The organism is Natronomonas sp. CBA1123, assembly GCF_009741925.1.
Taxonomy (GTDB): domain Archaea; phylum Halobacteriota; class Halobacteria; order Halobacteriales; family Haloarculaceae; genus Natronomonas.
Genome location: NZ_WPCC01000006.1, coordinates 89,997 through 112,996, shown reverse-complemented (window position 1 = coordinate 112,996; position 23,000 = coordinate 89,997). Strand labels below are relative to the sequence as shown.

General features: G+C 64.6%; 21 protein-coding genes and 2 pseudogenes. 11 read left to right on the top strand and 12 right to left on the bottom strand.

From position 1 onward, the window contains the following. Window positions 1–453, bottom strand: a pseudogene (locus GJ631_RS05100) (NADP-dependent malic enzyme); the annotation flags it as partial. Between the two features lie 135 nt (window positions 454–588). Here GJ631_RS05100 and GJ631_RS05095 point away from each other — a divergent pair. The 4 genes from GJ631_RS05095 to GJ631_RS05080 all read left to right on the top strand — a co-directional run bounded on the left by GJ631_RS05095 (window position 589) and on the right by GJ631_RS05080 (window position 2,859). After that, the gene (locus tag GJ631_RS05095) at window positions 589–1,425 is read left to right on the top strand and encodes a COX15/CtaA family protein (protein WP_156708105.1); all 837 of its coding nucleotides are present in this window, start codon (window positions 589–591) and stop codon (window positions 1,423–1,425) included. Window positions 1,426–1,479: 54 nt separating this feature from the next. Continuing rightward, on the top strand, window positions 1,480–1,758 hold the full coding sequence (locus GJ631_RS05090; RefSeq protein ID WP_156708104.1) for a 4a-hydroxytetrahydrobiopterin dehydratase: 279 nt from the start codon (window positions 1,480–1,482) through the stop codon (window positions 1,756–1,758). Between the two features lie 4 nt (window positions 1,759–1,762). Beyond that, a complete protein-coding gene (lwrS, locus tag GJ631_RS05085; RefSeq protein ID WP_156708103.1) occupies window positions 1,763–2,161 on the top strand; it encodes an LWR-salt protein in 399 nt (132 codons plus the stop codon). 74 nt (window positions 2,162–2,235) lie between these two features. After that, window positions 2,236–2,859 carry an HAD family hydrolase gene (locus tag GJ631_RS05080; protein ID WP_156708102.1) on the top strand — a complete coding sequence of 208 codons (624 nt, stop codon included), beginning with the start codon at window positions 2,236–2,238 and terminating at the stop codon, window positions 2,857–2,859. Here GJ631_RS05080 and GJ631_RS05075 read toward each other — a convergent pair. Genes GJ631_RS05075 through glp form a run of 3 tightly spaced genes read right to left on the bottom strand, consistent with a single transcriptional unit; the run spans window position 2,856 to window position 6,175 of the window. Continuing rightward, window positions 2,856–3,062 carry a hypothetical protein gene (locus GJ631_RS05075; protein WP_156708101.1) on the bottom strand — a complete coding sequence of 69 codons (207 nt, stop codon included), beginning with the start codon at window positions 3,060–3,062 and terminating at the stop codon, window positions 2,856–2,858. The two genes, GJ631_RS05080 and GJ631_RS05075, sit on opposite strands and share 4 nt — an antisense overlap. Before the next feature lie 31 nt (window positions 3,063–3,093). Further along, on the bottom strand, window positions 3,094–4,974 hold the full coding sequence (locus GJ631_RS05070) for a molybdopterin biosynthesis protein (protein ID WP_156708100.1): 1,881 nt from the start codon (window positions 4,972–4,974) through the stop codon (window positions 3,094–3,096). After that, entirely contained in the window at window positions 4,967–6,175 is a 1,209-nt protein-coding gene (gene glp, locus GJ631_RS05065; RefSeq protein WP_156708099.1) for a gephyrin-like molybdotransferase Glp, read from the bottom strand. The genes GJ631_RS05070 and glp overlap by 8 nt, the downstream gene beginning before the upstream one ends. Before the next feature lie 152 nt (window positions 6,176–6,327). On the opposite strand from glp, the gene GJ631_RS05060 reads away from it, so the two are divergent. The 5 genes from GJ631_RS05060 (at window position 6,328) to GJ631_RS05040 (ending at window position 12,082) form a co-directional block, all read left to right on the top strand. Further along, window positions 6,328–6,675, top strand: coding sequence for an Hsp20/alpha crystallin family protein (locus tag GJ631_RS05060; RefSeq protein ID WP_156708098.1), 348 nt, complete (start codon window positions 6,328–6,330; stop codon window positions 6,673–6,675). A gap of 92 nt (window positions 6,676–6,767) precedes the next feature. After that, a complete protein-coding gene (locus tag GJ631_RS05055; RefSeq protein ID WP_370518561.1) occupies window positions 6,768–8,429 on the top strand; it encodes an ABC1 kinase family protein in 1,662 nt (553 codons plus the stop codon). Between the two features lie 96 nt (window positions 8,430–8,525). Beyond that, window positions 8,526–10,253, top strand: a complete 1,728-nt coding sequence (locus GJ631_RS05050; RefSeq protein WP_156708097.1) for an Ig-like domain-containing protein — start codon at window positions 8,526–8,528, stop codon at window positions 10,251–10,253. Window positions 10,254–10,297: 44 nt separating this feature from the next. After that, window positions 10,298–11,365, top strand: coding sequence for an aminotransferase class I/II-fold pyridoxal phosphate-dependent enzyme (locus GJ631_RS05045; protein ID WP_156708096.1), 1,068 nt, complete (start codon window positions 10,298–10,300; stop codon window positions 11,363–11,365). A gap of 42 nt (window positions 11,366–11,407) precedes the next feature. Beyond that, window positions 11,408–12,082, top strand: a complete 675-nt coding sequence (locus GJ631_RS05040) for an HAD family hydrolase (RefSeq protein WP_370518560.1) — start codon at window positions 11,408–11,410, stop codon at window positions 12,080–12,082. 3 nt (window positions 12,083–12,085) lie between these two features. Here GJ631_RS05040 and GJ631_RS05035 read toward each other — a convergent pair whose 3' ends face one another. From GJ631_RS05035 to GJ631_RS05025, 3 genes are all read right to left on the bottom strand, one after another. Further along, window positions 12,086–13,036 carry a M48 family metallopeptidase gene (locus tag GJ631_RS05035; protein ID WP_156708095.1) on the bottom strand — a complete coding sequence of 317 codons (951 nt, stop codon included), beginning with the start codon at window positions 13,034–13,036 and terminating at the stop codon, window positions 12,086–12,088. 23 nt (window positions 13,037–13,059) lie between these two features. After that, a complete protein-coding gene (locus GJ631_RS05030) occupies window positions 13,060–14,679 on the bottom strand; it encodes a GTPBP1 family GTP-binding protein (protein ID WP_156708094.1) in 1,620 nt (539 codons plus the stop codon). Window positions 14,680–14,811: 132 nt separating this feature from the next. Beyond that, window positions 14,812–15,492 carry an HAD hydrolase family protein gene (locus GJ631_RS05025; RefSeq protein WP_156708093.1) on the bottom strand — a complete coding sequence of 227 codons (681 nt, stop codon included), beginning with the start codon at window positions 15,490–15,492 and terminating at the stop codon, window positions 14,812–14,814. A gap of 54 nt (window positions 15,493–15,546) precedes the next feature. On the opposite strand from GJ631_RS05025, the gene GJ631_RS05020 reads away from it, so the two are divergent. Continuing rightward, entirely contained in the window at window positions 15,547–16,410 is an 864-nt protein-coding gene (locus GJ631_RS05020; protein ID WP_156708092.1) for an MBL fold metallo-hydrolase, read from the top strand. 14 nt (window positions 16,411–16,424) lie between these two features. Here GJ631_RS05020 and GJ631_RS05015 read toward each other — a convergent pair whose 3' ends face one another. After that, window positions 16,425–16,838: an Lrp/AsnC family transcriptional regulator gene (locus tag GJ631_RS05015; RefSeq protein ID WP_156708091.1), complete on the bottom strand. Its 414-nt coding sequence runs from the start codon at window positions 16,836–16,838 to the stop codon at window positions 16,425–16,427. Between the two features lie 102 nt (window positions 16,839–16,940). On the opposite strand from GJ631_RS05015, the gene carA reads away from it, so the two are divergent. Beyond that, window positions 16,941–18,005, top strand: a complete 1,065-nt coding sequence (carA, locus tag GJ631_RS05010; protein ID WP_156708090.1) for a glutamine-hydrolyzing carbamoyl-phosphate synthase small subunit — start codon at window positions 16,941–16,943, stop codon at window positions 18,003–18,005. A 457-nt stretch (window positions 18,006–18,462) separates the two neighbouring features. Here carA and hmgB read toward each other — a convergent pair. The 4 genes and pseudogenes from hmgB to GJ631_RS04990 all read right to left on the bottom strand — a co-directional run bounded on the left by hmgB (window position 18,463) and on the right by GJ631_RS04990 (window position 22,968). Continuing rightward, window positions 18,463–19,799, bottom strand: a pseudogene (gene hmgB, locus GJ631_RS05005) (hydroxymethylglutaryl-CoA synthase). Between the two features lie 73 nt (window positions 19,800–19,872). After that, entirely contained in the window at window positions 19,873–21,936 is a 2,064-nt protein-coding gene (locus tag GJ631_RS05000; protein WP_156708089.1) for a hypothetical protein, read from the bottom strand. A 51-nt stretch (window positions 21,937–21,987) separates the two neighbouring features. Then, window positions 21,988–22,566: a DUF2150 family protein gene (locus GJ631_RS04995; protein WP_156708088.1), complete on the bottom strand. Its 579-nt coding sequence runs from the start codon at window positions 22,564–22,566 to the stop codon at window positions 21,988–21,990. A gap of 90 nt (window positions 22,567–22,656) precedes the next feature. Then, the gene (locus GJ631_RS04990; protein WP_156708087.1) at window positions 22,657–22,968 is read right to left on the bottom strand and encodes an MTH1187 family thiamine-binding protein; all 312 of its coding nucleotides are present in this window, start codon (window positions 22,966–22,968) and stop codon (window positions 22,657–22,659) included. Window positions 22,969–23,000 lie beyond the last annotated feature (32 nt).

Sequence of the window (23,000 nt, the reverse complement as noted above, 5' to 3'; positions counted from 1 at the left end):
CTCCTCCCGGAGGAACGACTCGATTTCGAAACACGCCGGCGCGGAGATATCTTCGATGTTGATGCCGCCGAACGTCGGTTCCATCATGGCGACCGCCTCGGCGAACGCCGCCGGGTCGTCCTCGTCTAACTCGATGTCGAAGAGTTCGATGTCGGCGAAGCGCTTGAACAGCACGCCTTTCCCCTCCATCACCGGCTTCGACGCCTGCGCGCCGATGTCGCCCAATCCGAGCACCGCGGTGCCGTTGGAGATGACGCCCACCATGTTCCCCTTCGTCGTGTAGGTGAACGCCCGCTCGGAGTCCTCGGCGATTTCGTTACACGGCGCGGCAACGCCGGGTGAGTACGCAAGCGAGAGGTCCCGTTGCGTGTTCGTCGGCTTCGTCGTCGATATCTCGATTTTCCCCGGCGGCTCCCGCCGGTGATACTCGAGTGAATCCTCGTCCAGTCCCATACTGGTACCCCGTCGACTGGCCTCAAAAAGCTACCCAACCCGAGGAGTTCGGCAGACGTTGCCCCAACCGGTCGTCGGCTCCCGCCAGCGTCCGGTTTCGGGGGGTATATACTCCCGTAGTACCGAACGTCGATTATGGACTTCCGTCGGCTGTTGCTCGTCACGACCGTCACGACGGCGCTCACGGCACTCGTCGGGGTCATCACGGCCACGTCCGGGGCCGGCCTGACCTGTGAGGCCCGGTGGCCGCTGTGCGATGGGGCCGTCTTCGGGCTGTTCCCGGCGAACTTCATGTCGTTCATCGAGTGGTCCCACCGACTGGTGGCGATGATAACCGGCTTCCTCATCATCGGGTCGACGATTGCGGCGTGGCGCGGCGGTCACTCACGACGGATTCGCCTCGCCACCCTCGCCGCGATGCTGTTGACGCCGGTGCAAATCGTCTTCGGGGCGTTCACCGTCCTCGTAAACGAGTTGGTGTTCGGCTACTCCATCGTCGTGTTGACGCTGCACTTCACGTTCGCGTCGCTCATCCTCGCGTTCCTCGTCGGCGCGACGGTGTGGGCCTACGCCGACGTATCCGAGGTGACCTTCGCGAAGATTCAGACCGCCGCGACCGCTGCACTCCTTGGCTTTCCCGTGATGGTCGGCCTCACCCCGCGGCTGTTCGTCGCCTTCGGCGAAATCGCACAGTTCGTCTACTACGGCCTCGGCTTCGCGATGTTCGCCGCACTGTGTCTCGTCGCGCTGTGGAGTCGGGAACTCGGCGCCCGGGCCGTCGCCTACGCGGGCGGGGTCGGCGCCGCGCTCGTCGTCTCCCAACTCATCATCGCCCGCCGGGCGTTCGGCAACGACGGCCAACTGCTGATTTTGGCAATCTCGTTTGCCGCCTTCGGGTTGACGCTCGTGGCGATTCGGCGCACCCGAGCCCTCGGTGCCCGCTCGACGGCCGCCGCACCGGCCGGCGACTGACCGACCCCTCGCTGCTCGCGTAGTTTTATCGGGCCACAGACCGATTACTCGCCCATGAGCGACCTGCTATCCGACGAGGAAATCGAGCGTCGACTACCGGAGGGCTGGGAACGTGACGGCGACGAAATCGTTCGCACCTTCGAGTTCGACTCGTATCTCGAAGGCGTCGGCTTCGCCGCCGGAGCGGGCGGCCTCGCCGAGGAGGCGTTCCACCACCCCGAGATGACCGTCGGCTGGCGGGAGGTGGAAGTCCGACTGACGACCCACGACGCGGGCGGTATCACCGAAAACGACACCGACCTCGCCGCGCGGTTCAACGAACTCGCGGACTGAGACGATGGGTGACTCCCAGAACGTGGGCGATGCGGAGTACGTCTTCGCCGTTCGGCTTCGACTCTCGCCGTCGGACCCGACGGTCCGACTCGACCCCGCAACCGTCGAGACGACGCTTTTCAAGCGAGCGGCGCCGCCCGGCGAGGACGGCTGGCTGTTCTTCCGGGACCACCTCTGGCGCGGCGAGGTGAACGACCACGGCCACATGTGCGAACTGGCCGAGGAGATGCTCGGGACGGATGTCGAGTCGGTCGAGTTTCGGGAGTTGCGGACCGACGACGCGTACTACGAGGCCCTCCAGGACGCCATCGCGGCGAATCTCGAGCTGTTCAACGCAGACGACGTGCCGGAGGTCCTCACGAAGTACCTCGGTTCCCGAATCCACGTCCGGGACAGAGAGTAGCCACCGCCGGCGTCGACATCAGCAACCAACGCCTCCAGAAAGCACTTATTCGGTACTCACCTACGCTGGAACCCATGAGCGTCCCGTCCTACGACCACTGGGTGTTCGACCTCGACGGCACCCTCGTCGACGTAGAACCGGACTACGTCCACGACGTGTTCGACCGCGTCGGCGACCGGGTCGGCTACGACTTCTCCGAACGGGAGGCCGAGGCGGTGTGGCACGGCTTGGGCGGCGTTCGCAACGAGCAACTCTCCGAGTGGGGCGTCGACGTCGAGACGTTCTGGGAGGCGTTCCACCAGGAGGAAGACCCCGAGGCGCGCGCCGACGCGACGTACCTCTACGACGACGCCGAGGTGGTCGGGGACCTCGATTCGCCGACGGTGCTCGTCACGCACTGTCAGGAGTACCTCACCGACCCGGTGTTGGACGCGGTCGACATCGGTGACTGGTTCGATGCGGTCGTCTGCTGTACCGAGGAGACTGGCTGGAAACCGGACCCCGAACCCGTCAACATGGCGCTGTCGTCGGTCGGCGCCGACGGCGACGGCGTCCTCGTCGGCGACGGCCCCCACGACGTGGGTGCTGCGTGGAACGCCGGCCTCGACGGCGCACACGTCGAACGCCACGGCCACGACCGACGTGGCCTGTGTGTCGTCGGCGACCACCGCGTCGACCGCGTCGACGACCTCGTTTAATCGTACAGTTCGTCGTCGAGCGGCAACTCGAAGTCGCCCTCGTCGACGCTCTCGACGGCCGTGTCGATTTCGAGCGCTTCGCCGCACTCCGGACAGGCGAGCGCCAGCGTCACGTGAACGCCGTCGTCCCCTTCGTAAATCTCCAACACGTCGGTGTCGCCCGGATACAGGTACTCGGCATCGAGTTCGTGGGCACAGGACATACCGAATCATGCAACCCGTGCCGACAAAAACCTACTGCGAGTCGTAGCCGGGCAGCGACTCGATGACCGAAGCGCCGTCATCGATGACTGCCGCCAACCGCTCGACTCCCGGTTTTTCGAGGCGGTCGTCGCTTCCGTACACCCGAACCGTCTCGGTGCCGCAGGGGACGAATCCCATCCCGAGTGCGTCGGCGGTCGCGGCCAACCCGAGGCCGGCGTCGGCCTTCCCGGCGAGGACCTTCCGTGCGGGCGATTCGTGGGCACGGACGGCGAACTCGAAGCCGTCGATGGCCTCCACGAGGTCGTGGCGGTCGACGCCGCGCTCCTCGGCGAGGTCGGCGACGGCGTCGCCGAGGGTGGTCCGCAGCCCGGAGTCGGTCGTTCGGTTGACGAACCGTAGCTCTCGGTCGACGAGGTCGGCGAGGCCGTCGACCTCGTCGGGGTTATCGGCCGGGACGACCAGCCCCCACTCCCGGGACCAGCCGTCAAGCTCGGTCGCGTGGTCGGGGTCGGCGTCGCCCGAGACGACGGCCACGTCGGTGACGCCGTCTCGGAGCCGTCGCAGCCCCTGTCGGCTGCCGACGCCGAGATACCGCGGGCGCTCGACTCGGTCCAACAGTCGCGAGAGCGCGGGGTCGTCCTCGCCGGCGCCGAACAGACTGGGCGGGCGAACGTCCGCGGAGAACAACTGCACCTCGACTTCTTCGCCCGAATCGAGGTACTCCACGTCGGGGTCGACGGCGACGACGCCGTCGGCTTCGACGAGACTCGTCGTCGCGCCGCTACCCTTGTCGACCGGGTAGACGAGCGTGTTTCCGTCGCCGTCCTCGACTATACCGGCGGGCATGTATCGCAGTCGCCCCTCACTGTATCGCTCCCGGACGGCCATCTCGCCGGTGACGGTGGCGGTTCGCGGTTCCGGTAGTCCCGCGGCGTGGCGCACTGCGGGCGCGACGAACGTCCGGAAGATGGTCAGCGCCGAAACCGGGTAGCCGGGCAGGCCGATGTACGCGCTCCCGTCCAACCGCCCGACGAGCATCGGCTTGCCGGGCTTGACCGCGACACCGTGCAGCAGGAGTTCGCCCGTCTCCTCGACGACGCGGTAGATGACGTCGACGGCCGACGCCGAGGTCGACCCCGACGAAAGGACGAGGTCACACTCGCTTGCAGCCTCCCGGAGCACCGACTCCATCGCCTCGTAGTCGTCGCCGGCGTGGGGATACAGCCGTGCCTCGCCGCCAGCCTCCTCGATTGCCGTCGCCGTCGTGTAGCTGTTCACGTCGTAGATTTCGCCCGAATCGCTGTCCAGCGGTTCGCCGGGACGGACGAGTTCGTCGCCGGTCGAGATGATGCCGACGGTCGGCTTCCCACGGACCGGCACTTCGTCGACACCGAGGGCGGACAGCAAGCCGATTTCCCGCGGTGTCAACACGGTTCCGGGGCCGAGGGCCCGCTCGCCGGCGGCCACGTCGGCACCCGCGAACATCACGCGGTCGCCCGGCGCCAACGAGGTGCGGACGAGGACGGTTTCGCCGTTGGTGTCGGTGCGCTCGACCATCACCACCGCGTCGGCGCCCGGCGGGAGGACGGCACCGGTCGAGATTTCGGCACACTCGCCGTCTCCCACCTCCAGGTCGGGTTCGGCGCCGGCGTGGACCTCGCCGACCAACTCCAACTCGACGGGGTCGGCCTCGTCGGCACCGAAGGTGTCGGCGGCGTTCAGCGCGTAGCCGTCGACGCTCGCGCGGTCGAATCCCGGAACGTCGAGGACGGCGTCGATGCGCTCGGACAGCACGCGGCCGCGCGCCTCTCGGAGCGGGACGGTCTCGTCCTCTGCCCGGAGGTCCAGCGAGCCGATGGCGTCGTGGGCCTCGTCGGGGTTGGCCAAATCGCGGAACTCCTTTCTACGCATTGTACTCCCAGTCCTCGACGGTCACGGTTTCGCCCTCCGGTACCCCTTCGCGGCTCTCCTCGACGACGACCCACCCATCGGCAAGGGCGACACTGGAGAGGATGCCCGACCCGCTGGCCCGTGTCGGCGTCGCTTCGAATTCGTCATCGGACTCTTCGAGCTTCACTCGGACGAACGTCCGAACGCCGGGTTCGCTCCGTATCTTCCGGGTCAGTCTGGCCTCACGAGTCGGAATCGGGTTCCTCGGCATCCGACCGAGGTGTTTGATGAGCGGTCGGAGGAACTGGACGGCGTTGACGATAGCGGCGACGGGGTAGCCGGGTAACATCACGACCGTCGTGTCCTCTACGCGGCCGAGTGCGACCGGATGGCCCGGTTTCAGGGCGACTCCGTGGACGAACACTTCGCCGAGTTCCTCGACGACTTCGGGAATGAGGTCGCGCTCGCCGACGGAGGAGCCACCGGTCGTGACCACCACGTCGCGGGTGAGGTCGCGTTCGACGGCGACGCGGAGCGCCTCGTGGTCGTCGGTGACGATGTTCCGCCGTGTCACGTCGGCACCCCAGCGCTCGGCGAGTCGCGAGACGGTAAATCGGTTCGTCTCGATGACCTCGCCCGGGTCGGGGTCGGCCTGGACGAGTTCCTCGCCGGTCGGGACGACGGCCACCTCAGGGTGAGCGACCGCCTCCACGGTGTCGATGCCGATGGCCTTCAACAGCCCGAGGTCGGAGGGGCGGAGCTGATGGCCGGGTTCGTAGAGCCGCTGGCCGGCCTCGACGTCCTCGCCGACGGGGGCGACGTTTTCGCCTTCGGCGACGGCGTCGAACACTTCGAGTTCACCGGCTAGCTTCTCCGTCTGTTCGACCATCACGACCGAATCGGCACCCTCGGGAAGTTCGCTGCCGGTGTGAACGCGGACGGCGGCGTTCGGCCCGGCCGACTCCGCGGGTCGGAGTATCGCCGGTGAGCGGTCGGAGGCGCCGAAGGTGTCCTCGGCGCGCACTGCCCACCCGTCCATCGCGGCGCGTGCGTAGTGGGGAACGTTTCGGGCGGCGTCGATGGGTTCGGAGAGGGTCCGGCCGTCCGCCACCGAAAGGGGGACGCGCTCGGTTCTGTCTAGGGGGTCCACGTCGAGTAAGCGCTCGCGGGCGTCGGCCACGCGGGTGCGCTGTTTGAACCCTGTTTCGCGTACGTCGCTCATACCGAACTCTGAGGCCGGCAAGGTGAAAAAGGGTCGCGCCCCGCACAACGGCGAGACCGACACCCGTCGGTCACGGACGACGAACAGTGGGCGTCGATAGCCGAATCACCGCCACCGAGGGCTTTAACGCGCCGGCGGGCGTACCCCGCCGTATGCAACTGCGTGAGGCACTCGGCGAGCTCCCGGAGACGGTGTTCGCCGACTTACTGGAGAGCGACGATGCCTATCTACTCGTCGTCGACCTCCCCGGTGCGACGGCCGACACCCTCGACGTGACACTCGACGACGGCCGACTCCGCATCGAGGCGCGACGCGAGAAGTCGCTGCCGACCTCCTTTCGCTACGTGACCGAGGAGCGCTCGCTGTTCCTCGACGCCGAACTGCCGTTGCCGCCCGACGTTTCGGGCGCCGACGCATCCGGTGAGATGGAGCGTGGTGTCCTCACGCTGCGGCTCCCCAAATCCACCGAAGAGAGCGGCCAGCGGATTCCCATCTCCTGACGCGTGTACTCCACTCTTATCACTACGGCGTCCCCCGTACGTCTGCGACCCTTCCGGTCGTCGAGCGGCCGGTTCGGTGAGGTGTCTCCCCGGTGAACTTTCGCGTCTATCGGCGGTTCGTCGTCGTCGCCTACCAGTTCCTGCCGCTGCTCTTGGCGTACGCACGGGACCGAAAGCGATTCTTCCTGTTCGGCTCCGGCCGCCGAGTCACGGCGGAAACCCGACGGAAACGCGCCCAGGCGCTGTTGAACTCCCTCCTCACCCTCGGCCCGACGTTCATCAAACTCGGGCAGTTGCTGTCGACGCGGCCCGATATCCTCCCCCCGGAGTACGTCGAGGAGTTCGAGAGCCTACAGGACGACGTCCCCCCGGCCGACTGGCGGGAAGCGAAGCAGATTTTCGAGGAGGACATCGGTCCCGTGGAGACGACGTTCGACGAGTTCGACACCGAGGCGATAAGCGGCGCGAGTCTCGGACAGGTGTACATCGCCTCCCTCGACGACCAGCAGGTGGCGGTGAAGATTCGCCGGCCCGGCATCGAGGACCTCGTCGAAGCCGACCTCCGGGTCATCCGGTGGTCGCTGCCGATACTGATGCAGTTCGTCGACGACACGCGGTCGTTCTCCTTGGAGACGCTCGCCGACGAGTTCGAACGGACCATCCGCGAAGAGATGAACTACGAGCGGGAGCGCCGAATGCTCGAAGAAATCGGCGGGAACCTCGCCGACAACCCCAAGGTTCGGGTTCCCGTCGCGCTCCCGGAGTTATCCAGCAAGCGCGTACTCACGATGGAGTACGTCGGTGGGACGAAAATCTCCCAAATCGACAACCTCGACAGCCTCGGTCTCGACCGAACCACGCTCGCGGAGACGCTCCAGCGCGTCTACCTCCAGATGATAGTTCAGGACGGCGTCTTCCACGCCGACCCACACCCCGGAAATCTCGCGGTTCAGGACGACGGCACCATCGTCTTCTACGACTTCGGGATGTCCGGACGGGTCGACCCGTTCATCCAGGAGAAGATAATCGACTTCTACATGGCTATCGCCCGACAGGACATCGACGACATCCTCGACACCCTCGTCGAGATGGGGACGCTCAGTCCGCAGGCCGACCGCGAGGTGATGGCGAACGTCATGGAGTTGGCCATCGCCGACGCCCGGGGAGAGGACATCGAACAGTACCGCGTCCAGCAAATCATCCAGCAGGTCGAGGACACAATCTACGAGTTCCCGCTCCGGCTGCCGCCGAACCTCGCGTTGGTGTTGCGGGTGGCGACGGTCGTCGAGGGCGTCTGTGTCACCCTCGACGAGGACTTCGACTTCATCGAGGTGGCGACCGACTACCTCCGCGAACAGGGGTTCATCGAGGAGAGCGCCCGCGGGTTCATCGAGGACCGGGTGACCGAAGCCCGCGATTTCGGCGAGTCGATGGTTCGCGTCCCGCCGAAACTGGAGAACACGCTCGACCGCGTCGAACGTGGCGACGTGACCGTCCAACTGGAGATTTCCGACGACGAACGCGCCCTCGACACGCTCGCAAAGCGGTTGATTCTGGGCGGGCTGCTGTCGGCAACCGTGATGGCGTCGGCGGTGCTGTACGCCTTCTCGACGCTGGAGGCGTCGCTCGTCGCGGCCGCCATCTCGATTCCAGTCGCGGCGCTCCTGTGGCGGTCGTTCCGAACACGGAAGGGAATCCGAGCGACGCCACAGTTCACGCGGCAGAGCCTCCGAGAGCAGCGCGACGAGAAGTGACGATTCGCGCCGCTACGAGGCACTCATTATAAATGGTGGGTTATAACCGGAAATCGATACAAGATATTACAGTGTCACTAGCGAAGCGTGCGCCCTATGAGGGGAGATGGGTCGTTCGTCGACGACCAACGTGGCGTCTCTGCGGTGTTGGGGTTCGTCCTGATGTTCGCCCTCGTCATGACGACGTTTGCAATCTATCAATCCGACGTGGTCCCCCACCAGAACGCCGAGGTCGAATCGAGTTACAGCCAATCGCTGGACGGCGAAGTTTCGGAACTGCGGTCGACGACGATGGACGTGGCAGCCAGCGGCGCCTCCGCCTCCGAAACGGTTCAGGGCGCTCCCGACTACCCCGATAGGGCGTTGGGTATCAACGCGCCACCGCCGAAGAGTCGGCTATCGACGACTGCCGAACACGAGGTCTCGATAGCGGGTCTGGAGACCTCCTACGAGCAGTACTGGAACGGCACCGACCGGACGTTCGAGACGCGCCTGCTCGCGCTCGAACCCTCCTACAACTACATCCGGACCGAGGAGACGTACTACCTGGCGAACGGCGTCGGTGTCCACGAGTCCGGCAACGGCTCGTACGCCAGTTCGGTCGGCGGCGAAGTCGTCGACGGCGACCAAATCGATATCGTTCTGTTCGACGGCGACGTGGACCAACAGGCCAGCGTCCACGACGTGTCGCTGGAACCGGTCAGCACGAACTCCGAGTATCACTCCGTGACGCCCGAAGACGACGCGAGCATCGAACTCCCGACCGTTCGAAGCGAGTCCGCGTGGGACGAGATTGCCGCCGAGAACCCGAACATCAACGACACCGAGGTGACGTGTGGCGACGGGAGCGACCCGCCGTGTGATGCTCGGGTGAACACCGTCGAAATCGAACTCAACGAGAGCGTCGAGAGCTACGACTTCCGGGTGACGAAAGTGAGTCTCGAAGAGCCGTCTTCGGCCGACGGCACGTACGTTACGATGCGGCCGGCGGGTGGCGTCACCGCGTCCAACGGGCAGACGTTCACTGTTACCGTTCGCGACGAGTACGGGAATCCGGTTTCTGGTGCGTCAATCTCTCTGAACAGAACAGGTCCCGGAGTGCTCACTGCGTCGTCGGTGACGACGGACGATAGTGGAGAGGCTATCTTTGGCGTTAAACATGCGGAAATAGGGGTCACCCAGGTGACTGCAAAAATCGACGACGGCACCCCTGATTACGAAACAACCAGTCGCGTCGTCGGCGGTGCCGGTGCTGGCGGAACGCCAACGTTCGCCGCCTACACCTCTGGGCAGTACCGACCCGGAATGGGTGACATCGAGTCGCTGACGCTCTTGGAAGGACAGATGGTCCCCAACAGCGAAGAGAAGTGTCTGCTCTTGGGCGACGGTGGCGGCCTCCTCGGTGGTCTCCTCGGTGCCATCAACTGCGTTGACGATGACTTCCTGACACTTCAGGGAAGCCTTCGTATCCAAGCGGATAGCCAGCAGTACACCTTTAAATACCAGCTCGTCGACGACGACCGAAACGGCAACATCGATAGCAGCGACGACTCCGCCGTTGTCGAAGTAACCGACAGGGACGGCAACCGGTTGTTCTGGGGCGAACTGACGAACGGCGCCGCGAACCGAATCCTCTCCGACAGTGGGGCTGACCTGCTGGAACCCAGCAATTACGACGACGAGGAGTGGGAGTTCTGTGGAGTGTTCGGCCTGAGTTGTGCGCCGCGTGATCATACTGACTTCGACGATTTCGACCTTGATGACAGCGATGTCTTCGTCGAAGAGGCGTCCGGCCGAGTGACTGTCACGGTCGACGATAACTGAGGAGACGGCGGAGTGTTTTTCTGCTGTCTAATGGATAACTGAGTATGCAAATCCCACCCTTTGCCCTCGAACGCTGGTTCGAGGAGGTCGAATACGACGCCGACATCATGCTCGCCGAAAGCGGCATCCGACCGCTGGATGCGAGTCGCTTCGACACCGACCCCGGCAGTCTCGGCTACGTCGTCCCGACGGCCGGTGACCCCGAGTTTCGCGCCGCCGTCGGCGAGCATCACGGCCGGAGCGCCGAGGAGACCCTGTTCACCTGCGGCACACAGGAGGCGAACTTGCTGGCCTTCCTCGCGTTGGTCGAAAACCACGCCGTCGTCGTCACGCCGACCTACGGGTCACTGACGGCACTGCCGGCGTCGCTGGGAGCGACGGTGACGGAGGTCCCGCTCGAGGAGGATGGGTGGACTCTCGACGCCGATACCGTCACGGAGGCGCTCCGGCCGGATACCGACTGCGTGGTGGTCAACAACCCGAACAATCCGACGGGGCGATACCACGACGAGGCGACGATGCGGGCTATCTACGAGGCGTGTGCGGACAACGGGACGTACCTGCTGTGTGACGAGGTGTACCGACTGCTGGCCGAGGAGCCACTTCCCCCCGTCGCGAGTTTCGGCCGATATGGCGTCTCGACGGCGGGCGTCTCGAAGTCATTCGGTCTGGAAGGATTGCGCTTCGGGTGGCTGTGTGCCGCGCCCGAGGTCGTCGCCGCCGCCGCGAACTGGAAGGATTACACGACCATCGCGCCGCCGGTCTTCGGCCAACACGTCGCCGAACAGGCCTTCGAACGCCGCGAGGAGTTGCTCGAAGCGAACCGCGACCTCGCGGCCGACCACCGTGCCCTCGTCGCCGAGTTCCTCGACGAGCACGGCCTCGCGTGGTCGGCCCCCGACTGCGGCGTCAACGCCTTCGTCGAGGTGCCCGCGGGATTCGCCGGCGGGGAGTCGTTCTGTCGGGGGCTGGTCGAGGAGGAATCGGTCGTCCTCGCGCCGGGTGAGGCCTTCGGCTCCCCCGACCGGTTCCGCATCGGCTACGGGCTCCCGACGGCGGAACTCGAAGAGGGCTTGGGTCGGCTTGCGGCGTTTCTCGACCGACACCGCTGAGTTCGCGAGCGATTTTTGTCCCTCGGCTTCGAACACTGATTCGTGCAACAGGAGGTCGAGGCCGTCCTCTTCGACGTCGACGACACGCTGTGTCGGTATCGACGCTCGGGGGCGGAACTGCTGGATGCGTCCTTCGAGCGGACGGGCGTAGAGCCGTTCATCACCGTCGAGGAGTATCACGACCGCTACCCGGAGTTCGTCGATTCGAGCGATTCGATGGTCGACCTCCGCGAACGGTGTTTCGCGGCTATCGCCGACGAGAAGGGGTACGACCCGGCAACCGGCCGGGAAATCGCGCAAATCTACGCCGACGAGCGCGACCACGGCAACGTCGAACCGCTGCCGGGCGTCGACCGCGCGCTGTCGGCGCTGTCGGAGTGGCCCCTCGGCGTCGTCACGAACGGCGCGCCGTCGATGCAACGGCGAAAGCTCGAGGCGCTCGGACTGGCGGAATCCTTCGATGTGGTCGTCCACGCCGGCTACGACGCTCCGGCGAAACCCAGTCCCGAACCGTTCGAGGCAGCGCTGTCGACGCTCGACGTACGACCCGAGCGGACGGTTCACGTCGGCAACTCACTGGGGTCGGACGTTGCCGGCGCCCGTGCGGCCGGGGTGGGTTCGGTGTGGGTGCCGGACACCGACGAACCGGCCGAACCGGAGCCGGATTACACCGTCTCGTCGCTGTCGGACCTCCCGTCGCTTCTCGGCGTCGAGTAGAGCCTACCGGGGCGTCCGACGCCAGTCATCGGTGTTCGCGGTCGCCATTCGAACGAGTCGCTCGATGCGCTCTTCCATCCGTGGATGTGTCGCCAGTAGTCGCGTCAACAGTCCACCCTCGTCGCCGTGGATGTACAGCGGCGAGAGGGTTCCCCACCCCGGCGTGGCGGCGCGCTCGATTTTCACGAGTGCCCGCGCGAGCGCGATTGGATTCCCCGTCGCTTCGACGGCGCGGTCGTCGGCGGCGTACTCCCGGCGGCGGGAATGGGCACGCAGCGCCAGCGTCAGCACGAACAGCGACAGCACCACGAACTGCGCGACGCGAAACTGGACGATGGCGAGGTGCTCCGAGAACGGTCGGGGCGTTTCGCCGCGCAGCCACGAGAGCGCCCGGAGGACGCCGCCGACGAGGAGGCCGACCGGAAGCAACGCGAGATACAGGACGCCGCCGACGGTTCGGACTTGTGTGTAGCCGAGCGTCTGAATCAGCCCGTCGCGGCTCTCCAGGTGGGCGAGTTCGTGGGCGAGGACGGCCACCAGTTCCTCGGCAGTTAGTATCCTGAACAGGCCGTAATCGATGACGAGCGAACCGCCACGAGCGGTACCGAGTGCGAATGCGTTCGGGGCGTCCATCCGGGCGGTGTACACCGTCACGTCGCCGACGCCGATGTCTCGCCGGAGGGCGTCGACACGGGCGTAGAGCCACGGCGCCTCGGCCTCGGTGAGCTCTCTGGTGTCGAGTTCCGACAGCAACGCCTCGGTACCGAGTCGGTAGCTCAGATAGCCGACGACGACCGTGGCGACGACGAAGTACGCGACGGCGCGTACGGGGTCGGGACGGAGCTCCCACACCACCGTGAGCAACTGATAGCCGGCGAGTGCGGCCAGCAGATAGCCGGCGAGAAGCGTCACGCCGGTGAGCGCCATAAGGAACCGAAGACGGAGCCGTCCCATGCCGGATAAGACGGGTGGCCGCGTTAGGAGTCTTCCGTCCGGTTGCCGTCGACCGATACGTCGGTGACCGTCCCGACGCCCTTCGAACTGCCTTCCCGGAAGACGAACCGTTGGCCCTCCTCGACCATGTAGGGTCGGAACTTGAACCGAACGCGGGCGCGGCCGGTGTCGCCGGGGAGCAACTGCCCCCCCTCGGGATGAATCGAAACGGTCTCGGAGACCGTCTCGAGGTGGACGACCGGTTCGTAGCCGTCGTCGATGCGGGTCGGATGGTTGAGGACCATCACCTCGGCTTCGAACTCCCGGACTGGGTCGGGGTCGGCATCTCGGGGGAGCAACACCATCCCACGTTCGAGGTCGGCCTCGCCGATGCCCTTCAGGGCGATGCCGACGATACGGCCCGCCGACGCCTCGTCGACGCGGTGGTAGTGCATCTCGATGGAGCGGACTTCGACCTCCCGAAAGGCGCCGTCAGCGAGTGGGCCGACGAGTAACTCGTCGCCGGCCTCGACGCTGCCCGAGCGGACGGTTCCGGAGGCGACCGCCCCGACGCCCGTGACGTTGTACGTGCGGTCGATGTACATCGAAAAGTCGCCCTCGGTGGCGCTCGTCTTCGGGAGATGCTCGAATAGCTCGTCGAGGACGGGCAGGCCCTCCATCGTCACCGCCGACGTCGAGAGGACGGGGACGACCTGCTCGTTTATTTCCTCGATTGCGGCCTCGACGCCGTGGCGGTCGACCGACAGCGGCGTCTTGTCGGCGTTCCGGAGGAGGCGTTCGACTTCGCGTTCGACCTCGTGGACGCGCTCGTCGGACACCATATCCGCCTTCGTGATGGCGACGACGGTGGGGAGTTCGGTCGCCAGCAGGATACCGAGATGTTCCCGGGTCGTCTTCGTCGGACCGTCGTCGGCGGCGACGACGAGCAGGCCGTAGTCGAGTTTCTGGCCGACGAGGCCGCGAATCGTCGTCCGGAGCCACGGTTCGTGGCCGACGGTGTCGACGAAGGAGACGAGGCGGTCGGCCTCCTCGACGACGCGGGCGCGGTCGGACTTCCGGTGAGGGTTGTCCATCCGGACCGGTCCCTCCTCGTCGAAGCCGTAGACGCCATACGAGAGGTCAGCCGACAGCCCCCGGTCGACCTCGTGGGGCTGGACATCGAGGAAGCCGCGGGTGCCGCCCTGTCCGTCGTCGGGGTCGCCGGTGACGAGCGAGCCGACGAGCGTCGACTTGCCGTGGTCGACGTGGCCCGCGGTGCCGACGACGATGTGGTCGTCGTCGACGTCGAGGACGGCGCCCTCCTGTAGGGTGGCGACGCCGACGATACCCTCCTCGATGCCCCACGTCTGGACGTCGTCGATGTGGGCACCCGCCTCTTCGGCGAGCAGCGACAGTACGTCCATCGACTCGGAGAAGGCCTCCGGCGAGATGCCGGCGATACCGCCGTCGTCGGTGACGCCGACGACGTAGGTGGCCTCGCCGTCGCCCGACAGCACGCGGTGGCGCAGTTGCGCGGCGAGTGATTCCATCCGCCCGTCGGCGAGGTGGACCGAGCGAGTGAGCCGTTCCTTGAACTCGACGCTGCCGCCCTCCCGTTCGCCCCGTTCGAGGGCGCGCTGGAGTGCGGCCCGGTCGGCGCTCATGTGAGCGACGGTAACAACCACACGGGCAAAAGCTTTCCCCGGGGAATAGGCAGAAACGACCGTTTGATGCGGCTGTCTGTGGTGTTTTGGGACTGTACGTCTCCGGAACGGTACGAACGGCTATCGGGGAGGTTACCACTCGGTTCGAATCGCCTCCAGCGCCTCCAGGAAGCCGTCCGCGAAAGCCCCCTCGGTGACCACGTCGGCGGCCGAAAGCGCGTGGTCGTCGGCGTTGGCGACGGCGTAGGCCTTCCCTGCGACGCCGAAGACCTCGGCGTCGTTCTCCGAATCGCCGACCGCGACGAACTCCTCGGGATAGCAGTCCAACAGTCGGGCCGCCGTTTTCAGGCCCTCGCCCTTGTCGACCTCGGGCGATTTGACGTGGTAGGCGTAGCCCGTATCGACCACGTCCATCCCGTGGTCGGCGGCAATGTGCTCCAGTGGCTCCAGCGGTCGCTCCCGGGAGACGGCGAGTTCGGTCTCCCGCCAGCGGTTCACCATGTCGACGGGGCCCCATCCGAGGTCGTAGCCCGCGTCGAGGTAGTCGGCCGCGATCGCTTCTGCCCCCTCGGGGTCGCCGTTGTACACCACCTCGCCAGCGTCCTCGACGTAGACCGCGCCGCCGTTCTCGGCGATGACGTTCAGCGGGACGCCGAGGAACTCACAGAGGCCGACGGGGTACGGGAACGACTTTCCGGTGGCGATAACGACGGGGGCGTCCCACGCCCGGAGTGCGTCGAAAACGCGGGGGTCGATGGATTTGTCCGGCCGGGTGAGCGTTCCGTCGATGTCGGCGGCCAGCGGCGGCACCATATCGGGGTTCGGGACGCCGCAGGTATCAAGCCACCCCCTTCCGTACGGCGGTACGTGACGGTCAAACACGCACTCGACGACATCTACACCGTCGACCCACATCTGATGGGGACACCCGGTGCGCTCACGCTGTATCTAATCGACGCGCCGAACCCGACAATCGTCGATACCGGGTCGGCGAATTCAATCGACCGGATTCACGACGCCCTGAACGAAGTCGACATCGCACCGGAGGCGGTCGAACACGTCCTCGTCACGCACGTCCATCTCGACCACGCAGGTGGTGCAGGACACCTCGCCGATGACCTGCCGAACGCGACCTTCCACGTCCACGAGAAGGGGGTGCCCTACGTCACCAACCCCGAGCAGTTGGACCGACTGAAACGGAGCGTCGACCGGGCGATGGGCACCGAGAACGCCTACGGCGAACCGAAACTGCTTCCCGAGGAGCGCTGCCGCTCGGTGGGTGGCGGTGAGTCGGTCGACCTCGGCGACCGCGAACTCGAACTCGTCGACGCCCCCGGTCACGCGCCGCATCACTTCGCCGCCTACGACCCCGTAACGGAGGGGCTGTTCTCCATCGATTCGGCCGGAATGCATCTCGCCGGTGAGATGCGACCGACGACACCCCCGCCGGGGTTCGACCTCGAAGCCAACCTCGAAACCGTCGACCGGCTCCGGGAGTTCGACCCCGAGAAGAACTTCTATGGCCACGTCGGCCCGGGAGGAGAGGACGCTGTCGACGAACTCGACCGCTACGAGGCGATGTTACCGGAGTGGGTCGACCTCCTCGAAGAACGCCGCCAAGAACACGACGACGACATCGGCGCTATCGTCGAATCCCTTGAGGACCGCTGGCTGAGTCCGACCGTCCAGCGAGACGTGGCCGGCGTGTTGCACTATCTCGACAATCGATAGTCCGGGGCCACCCGCTATCCCAACTTCTCGTCGAGGATGAGTCGCGTCTTCGTGGAGACGACTTCGTCGAGTTCGCGTGCCCGCGTGATGAGGTCGTTGAGCGTTCCTGTGTCGGCGGTGTCGACGACGACGACGATGTCTTCCTCGCCGGAGACCTGCCAGACGAAGTCGACCTCGGTCCAGTCGGCGATGGACTCGGAGATGCCGCCGGTGTCGACGTCGACGGCGACGCCGACCTCTATCATCGCTTTGACGTTGCCGGTTCGGGTGGCGATGGTAAACCGTTCGATGACGCCGTCTTCGAGCAGTCGCTCGACGCGGTTTCGGACGGTCCCCTCGCTGGTCCCGACGCGGTCGGCAATCTCCGTGTAGGGGGTTCGGGAGTCCCGCCGGAGGATGGCGAGTATTTGACGGTCGAGGTCGTCCATTGAGATGTGACGATTCAGACTGCCCCCACTTACCGATTACGAATTTCGTAACGAATCTTCGAACACAAGCGTTATTTGGGGGTGCTTCATACGCATCTCGTAATGACGGATGCCTACGTGGCGCTGGAAAGCGGGCGTGTCGTGGAGGCACGCGCTCGCGCTCCCGGCCGCAGTCGTGGTGAACTGGTGTTTACGACAGCCTACACCGGCTACGAGGAGTCGCTCACCGACCCGAGTTACGAAGAACAGGTGCTGACGTTCTCGTACCCGCTCATCGGCAACTACGGCGTCCGAGAGGAGCGCTTCGAGTCCGACCGCGTCCATCCCCGCGCCGTCGTCGCCCGCGAACTCACCGAGGACGTCGCCGAGTGGCTCGAAAGCGAGGGCGTCCCCGCCGTCGACCATCTCGACACCCGCGACCTCGTCACCGGAATCCGAGAGGGCGGTGCGATGAAGTGCGGCATCGCCGCCGGCCCCGAGGCGACCCCCGAGGCTGCGAAGGAAGAACTCGCCGACTGTAAGGGCATGAGCGAGCACACCGACATCGGCTCGCAGGTATCCACTGACGAGCGACTCACACACAACCCCGACGGCGACGGCCCCACCGTCGCGCTCGTCGACTGCGGCGCGAAGGGCTCTATCACCGAATCGCTCGTCGAACGGAACGCGACGGTCGAAATCCTCCCGTACAACGCCACTGTCGCCGACGTGGCGTCGGTCGACCCCGATGTGTTGTTCATCTCCAACGGTCCCGGCGACCCCAAGAACTTCGAGGCCGCCGCCGCCCTCGTCGACGAGTACGTCGGAGAACTACCGCTTGCGGGCATCTGTCTCGGCCAGCAGGTCATCGCCGAAGCCCTCGGCGGCGAAACCGAGAAGATGGAGTTCGGCCACCGCGGCGTCAACCAACCGGTTCAGGACCTCCGCTCGAAGAAGGTCGTCATGACGACCCAGAACCACGGCTACACCGTCTCCGAACCCGGACAGCTCGAAGTCACGCAAATCAACGTCAACGACGACACCCCCGAAGGCCTCGAGAGCGACGAACTCGACATCATCACCCGCCAGTACCACCCCGAAGCGAACCCCGGCCCCAACGACACGCTCGATTTCTTCGACGACGTGCTCGCGCTGACCGAGGACGCGCCGACGCCGAACGCGGACTAACACCCACTTTTTGCACACTCCGGCGGTTCGCCAAGGGCGAACACGCCTCTGTGGCAAAAACTTGGGGAAAATATGCGCGAGAACCTCCAGTCGCGCGCCTTCGGCGCGCGGTAGTCGGTTCTCGCTACGGCGACTCGACGGCTGCGCCGTCTCGTCGCCGCGAACCGCGCTCGCTTCGCTCGCGCGGAGATTCATGCTTCGAACGATTACCAAACAGACGAGCGGTTTGCTGAAAAGAGCGCTTCGCGCTCTTTTCGCATACCACAGGAGCAGAGCTCCTGTATAGCTCGCAAATCTTCGATTTGCTTACTGATGAAAGACGCCTCTGGCGTCTTTCGAACCACTCCGGACGCGACCGAAGGGAGCGTCCGGGTCGTTTTTCCCATGTTTTTGCGAGGCGGGTTCCCGCAGCGACCGAAGGAAGCGAGGAAACCCCGCCTTGTAAAAAGTGGGTGTTCTAGTCCACGTAGTCGTACTTCCGCTCGCCCATCCGACCCCAGCCGTCGAAGACGAACTCGCCGTCGGGGGCGGTGAACTCCTCGAGCTCCGCTCTTCGTCGTGGTTGTGGGCGTCGTGGACCGTCTCGTACTCCTCGAAGGTGAGGTCGTAGCGCGATTCGAGCTGCTCGTCGATGTCCAGCGCCTCGATTTCGTCCTTCCAGCCCGGCTGGACCGTCTCGGCATGAATCTCGGCTTGGGCGCCCGACCCGTAGGAGCCGACGAGCAACGTCGCACCCGTCGCGTCCTCGCCGGCCTCGGCGAGTTCCTTCAGCCCCGAAACGCGGGCGACGTGAACCGACCCGGTGTACCAGTTGCCGACGTGCCGGGAGATGGTCAACGTCGGGTCGACGACCCGGTCGTACCACTCCCGATAACGGTCGGTGTCCTGGAGGGCATCGGTGTACTCCCGGACGGCGTCGAGATACTCGTCGTCATCCTCGAAGGCCTCCTCGCGAGGTTGGGGCCCGATTTCCTCGGCGAGGGCGTCCTCGATTTCGGTGTTGCGAATCATGTGCCGGTAGCCCAACACGGCGGCCTTCCGGACCATCCCCGGGAACGGCGTGTGGAACGGCACCAGCCGGATGTCGTAGGGGTGGACCTCGCCGGCGACGCTCTGGTAGTCGACGAGGGCCTCCCGCATCCGTGCGAGATACACCTGTACCGAGCGCTTGCCGTCGACACTGGGGAACTGCTGTTGGGGTTTCAGGAAGTCCGTCTCGTCGGCCGAGCCGTAGCCCTGCTCGGTCGACAGCTCGACGAGTGAGGGGTCCTCGCTGATGAGCATCGCCACGGCGCCGGCACCCTGCGTCGACTCACCGGGGTCGTCACGCGCATACAGCGCCGTGTCGGTGGCGATGACGAGCGCCGACCGACCGCGATTGCGCCCGGCCTGAATCCAGTTGAAGGCGTCGTCGATGCTCTGGGTCCCGGCGACGCAGGCGAACTTCCGTTCGCCCTTGTTGGCGTGGTGGAAGTCACCCTCGAAGACCTGCTCCAGACAGCCCGCGATGTACGTCGAGACGGGCTTGGAGTGGTCGAAGGCGCTCTCGGTGGCCACGTCGATGCGGCCGATGTCCTCGGGCTCCAACCCCTTCCGCTCCATCAGTTTGTGGGCGGCGTTGGCCCCCATCGTCACGATGTCCTCGTAGGTGTCCGGGAAGGAACTGGCGTGCAGGCCGAGTCCCTTCGTGTACTTCTCGGGTTCGTCGCCCATCGCGGGCGCGAACGTCTCCGCGAGGTCGAGTTTCAGTTTGCCGGCGTGGATGGCGATGGCGTCGATGCCTACGCTGGTCATGTAGGTGGGGTTGGTGGTTTAGTATAAGTGTTTGTCGACGTGTGGTTCGTCGATTGTCGAAATATCAGCTAATTCAATTACTTGTTCCTGAATCAGAGTCCGTGGCACTGTCGGTGTCTGTTACTGTGACAGTTGCTGTGTAAGGTCTCCCACCCTTGTTCAGGTTGGAAAATGTTTCAGTGACTTTAGTTCCTTCCTGATTGGATATGTCTATTCCTTGTCTGATAGCGTCTTGGTTGCCGTTTTTATCTTTTATGATTATCTCTGCTGTATCCAGATTTCCATCGGCATCGTCCGGTGTAAACTCCACCGTCAATTCTTTTTCAGAAGAGCTGTAGTCAACATTGTCAACCGTTACAGTCGGTGCTTGATTACCACCGCTACACCCATCGCCGCCACCGAAGAAGTCACACTCCGCCTGCTGTGCCCAGTCGCTTTCGCTGTCGGTGTCTTCGAAGTTGCCACCGTCTTGGGTTCGGTAGGCAACGTCTCCGTCTGTCGGTTGAGTGACCGAACTTCCATCGCTAAAGGAACCATCCCCGTAACCCATCCTATCGACGACGTTTCCGCTCGAATCTATCAGCTCGATGGTTTCTCCTGTGTTGGCGAGTTGGATGCTGCTCCACTCAAAGACCTTCGAGGAATCAACTGGCCACTGGTCTTCGAATGCGGTCTTATCTCGAGCCAGGTACACTTCTCCATCGAAATCCTGTGAGATGCCGTAGCTCGCGTCGTCGTCGCTGAGTGTCCACCCGTTCGTATCGACACCCGAAGGAATCTGCAGACGAACAAATTCACCGTTGGCATCGGTGAGTTTCGCAGGATTCGGCTCTACAGCCGTGATGAGCGCGTCCGAACTCGGACCGGGTCCGCCGCCATCCGTGTTGAACACCTGTATCTCGAAAATCGCGGATTCACTGTTCGGCGCACCGGGCACCGGATTGTTGCTACCGGTACAGGTGTATGCAACGGTGACTTCGGCGTTCGTGGACGTATCGCTCGGGGCTTGATACGTGAACGAGACTTGTCCATCTTCGCCGGTCGTCGCTGTTGTCGGTGACTCGGCAATGCTTCCGCCACCACTCGTCACCTCTGCACAGGTATCGACGCCCGATAGCGGATTCCCGTATTCGTCACGGACTTCCGCAACGACGCGTTGATTGCTCCCATCCGAAATGGTTGCGCCATCGCCGCTTTCTGTGGTGATATACGCCGTTGTTGGTGCGTCAACGCTACCATCTCCAACACCGACCTTGTCCGTCTGAAGGTCGTAGGTCGCATCCGCTTCGAGAACAATCGTCAGGGTGTTCGGGTCGGTCGTATCATCGTACGTACAATCTTGGATATATCGGTCGGGGTCCGTGTCTCCACCAGTCCCGACATCAGCACAGGTAGTGTCGCTCGAAGCAGCCCCATCGATTTGATTGTTGAGTAGTTCGCCAACCCAAACTGACTCGGGGATTTCCGTCTCGAACTGTATCTCGATAGGCGACCCGTCGCTCTCGATTGAAACACGATTCGACGACGTGCTCACTGGACGCGTGTCGAACGACGTACTCTGGAAGCCATTCTGGCTGTACTCTCCATCAATAAGCGCGAACGACAGTGAACGCCCGGAGACGATAGGTTGGCCACTTTGTGGTAGTAGTGTTCCGTCGTCGAAACCGTTGTAGATGACTGCGTGTTCGATGGTCGTTGTCGGTGCGTTGTCGTAGAGGTTGTAGTTGGGACGATAGCTGACCGGCCTTGTAGAGAATGAACGAGTCGTGGTTCCATCCCAGTAGTCGCCCGCTTCTCCGTCCGCTTCGGCGTTACGAATGGATACGGTGAGTTCCTCCCCCGTGCGTAGCGTTCCCGCGGCCGGACTGGGATTCAACGCGATTACCCTACTTGGGTAGGTCGTACCGAGTTTTACGGCGGTTGACTGCCGAGTTCCTTGGCCCGCAGTCCGGAGGATAGAACTACGGGTATCCTGCATGTCGTTTTGTACCTCTTGGTTGTGGTTGAACTCCACCTCGGCGTTCTGCTGTGGAACAACGAATGCCTGATACCCAGAAAAGGCCAAAATCAGTATCGTAAAGATAAGCAACGCTCCGATGACGACTGGTTGGCCACGTTCGTCATCGGCGAATGTCATAGCGGCCGTTCGCGCGTCGAGGATAAAAACACCACGCCGAAATCAGCGGCGTTACTCGTCTTCGTCGATGACTTCGGGGTCGGCGAGGGCGGTCCCCAGCGAATCCAGTCCGTTCACCCACTCGGCGACGAGGCCGTACTCGATGTCCTCGGCGACGTCCATGTCCAGCGACTCGCCGTCGAACAATAGCGTCCCGGCCTGGGCGCAGTAGGCGAGGGCGGCGTCGACGTCCTCTTCGGCTTCGGCGTCGGCGGCCGCGCGGATGTACTCGGTGACCGAGCCCTCCTCCGGTGGGCCGCCGGCGACGTACTCCTCGGCGGCGTAGAAGACACAGACAAGCGAGGTCTGGACGCCGTCGATGAGCATGCGCTTTTCCTCGTCCTCGAAGTCTACTTCCGAGAGGACGATGTCGCGGACGCGGGCCAACTCCTCGAGGGCGGCATCGTCGTCGATTTCGCCGTCCTCGTACTCGGCGACGATTTTCACGACGGCGATGGCGGCGTCGTCCTGGAGGTTCAACAGCAGGCGTGCGGAATCCTCGTCCTCGGGGTCGATGTCCTCGTCCCGGAGTCGGTCGAGCCAGTTGTTCCACCGCTCTTCAGTGTAGTACTCGCCGGGGGGTGTGCTCATGCTCGAAGGTACGGTGGACGGGGGATATGCCTTTTCCTTATCGCGCCGGACAGGCGCCGATTCGTACGGCGTGGTCAGTGGCGTGGGGATTCAACGCTCCCGTCTGGCTTCGCGACCGAGTTCCCGCTCGACGGCGGCGACCTTCTCGCTTGCGCGCTGGTCCCGCGTCCGTTTGTCGTCGATTTTCAGGAACGTGCTCACGCGGTCGGCGTCGACGGCCTTGTGTGCGGCGCCGACTGCCGCGAGCAGCGTGTCGATGTCGTCGGCTTCGACGACGGTTCCCATCGGGTTGGTCTCGTAGGACACGTCGAACTCGTCGAGGGCGGCGACGGCCTCTGCGACCTCGCTGGCCATGCTGTCTTCGACGACCGGTGCGACGCTGAGGAGTGCGACGACGCTCATACAGAAGCGAGGGCACCAAGGGATAAATAGCC

Bases quoted from the DNA above. Each gene is read 5' to 3' on its own strand.
- GJ631_RS05095 (WP_156708105.1), top strand. From the start codon at position 589: ATGGACTTCCGTCGGCTGTTGCTCGTCACGACCGTCACGACGGCGCTC.
- GJ631_RS05090 (WP_156708104.1), top strand. From the start codon at position 1,480: ATGAGCGACCTGCTATCCGACGAGGAAATCGAGCGTCGACTACCGGAG.
- lwrS (WP_156708103.1), top strand. From the start codon at position 1,763: ATGGGTGACTCCCAGAACGTGGGCGATGCGGAGTACGTCTTCGCCGTT.
- GJ631_RS05080 (WP_156708102.1), top strand. From the start codon at position 2,236: ATGAGCGTCCCGTCCTACGACCACTGGGTGTTCGACCTCGACGGCACC.
- GJ631_RS05075 (WP_156708101.1), bottom strand. From the start codon at position 3,062: ATGTCCTGTGCCCACGAACTCGATGCCGAGTACCTGTATCCGGGCGAC.
- GJ631_RS05070 (WP_156708100.1), bottom strand. From the start codon at position 4,974: ATGCGTAGAAAGGAGTTCCGCGATTTGGCCAACCCCGACGAGGCCCAC.
- glp (WP_156708099.1), bottom strand. From the start codon at position 6,175: ATGAGCGACGTACGCGAAACAGGGTTCAAACAGCGCACCCGCGTGGCC.
- GJ631_RS05060 (WP_156708098.1), top strand. From the start codon at position 6,328: ATGCAACTGCGTGAGGCACTCGGCGAGCTCCCGGAGACGGTGTTCGCC.
- GJ631_RS05050 (WP_156708097.1), top strand. From the start codon at position 8,526: ATGAGGGGAGATGGGTCGTTCGTCGACGACCAACGTGGCGTCTCTGCG.
- GJ631_RS05045 (WP_156708096.1), top strand. From the start codon at position 10,298: ATGCAAATCCCACCCTTTGCCCTCGAACGCTGGTTCGAGGAGGTCGAA.
- GJ631_RS05035 (WP_156708095.1), bottom strand. From the start codon at position 13,036: ATGGGACGGCTCCGTCTTCGGTTCCTTATGGCGCTCACCGGCGTGACG.
- GJ631_RS05030 (WP_156708094.1), bottom strand. From the start codon at position 14,679: ATGAGCGCCGACCGGGCCGCACTCCAGCGCGCCCTCGAACGGGGCGAA.
- GJ631_RS05025 (WP_156708093.1), bottom strand. From the start codon at position 15,492: ATGGTGCCGCCGCTGGCCGCCGACATCGACGGAACGCTCACCCGGCCG.
- GJ631_RS05015 (WP_156708091.1), bottom strand. From the start codon at position 16,838: ATGGACGACCTCGACCGTCAAATACTCGCCATCCTCCGGCGGGACTCC.
- carA (WP_156708090.1), top strand. From the start codon at position 16,941: ATGACGGATGCCTACGTGGCGCTGGAAAGCGGGCGTGTCGTGGAGGCA.
- GJ631_RS05000 (WP_156708089.1), bottom strand. From the start codon at position 21,936: ATGACATTCGCCGATGACGAACGTGGCCAACCAGTCGTCATCGGAGCG.
- GJ631_RS04995 (WP_156708088.1), bottom strand. From the start codon at position 22,566: ATGAGCACACCCCCCGGCGAGTACTACACTGAAGAGCGGTGGAACAAC.
- GJ631_RS04990 (WP_156708087.1), bottom strand. From the start codon at position 22,968: ATGAGCGTCGTCGCACTCCTCAGCGTCGCACCGGTCGTCGAAGACAGC.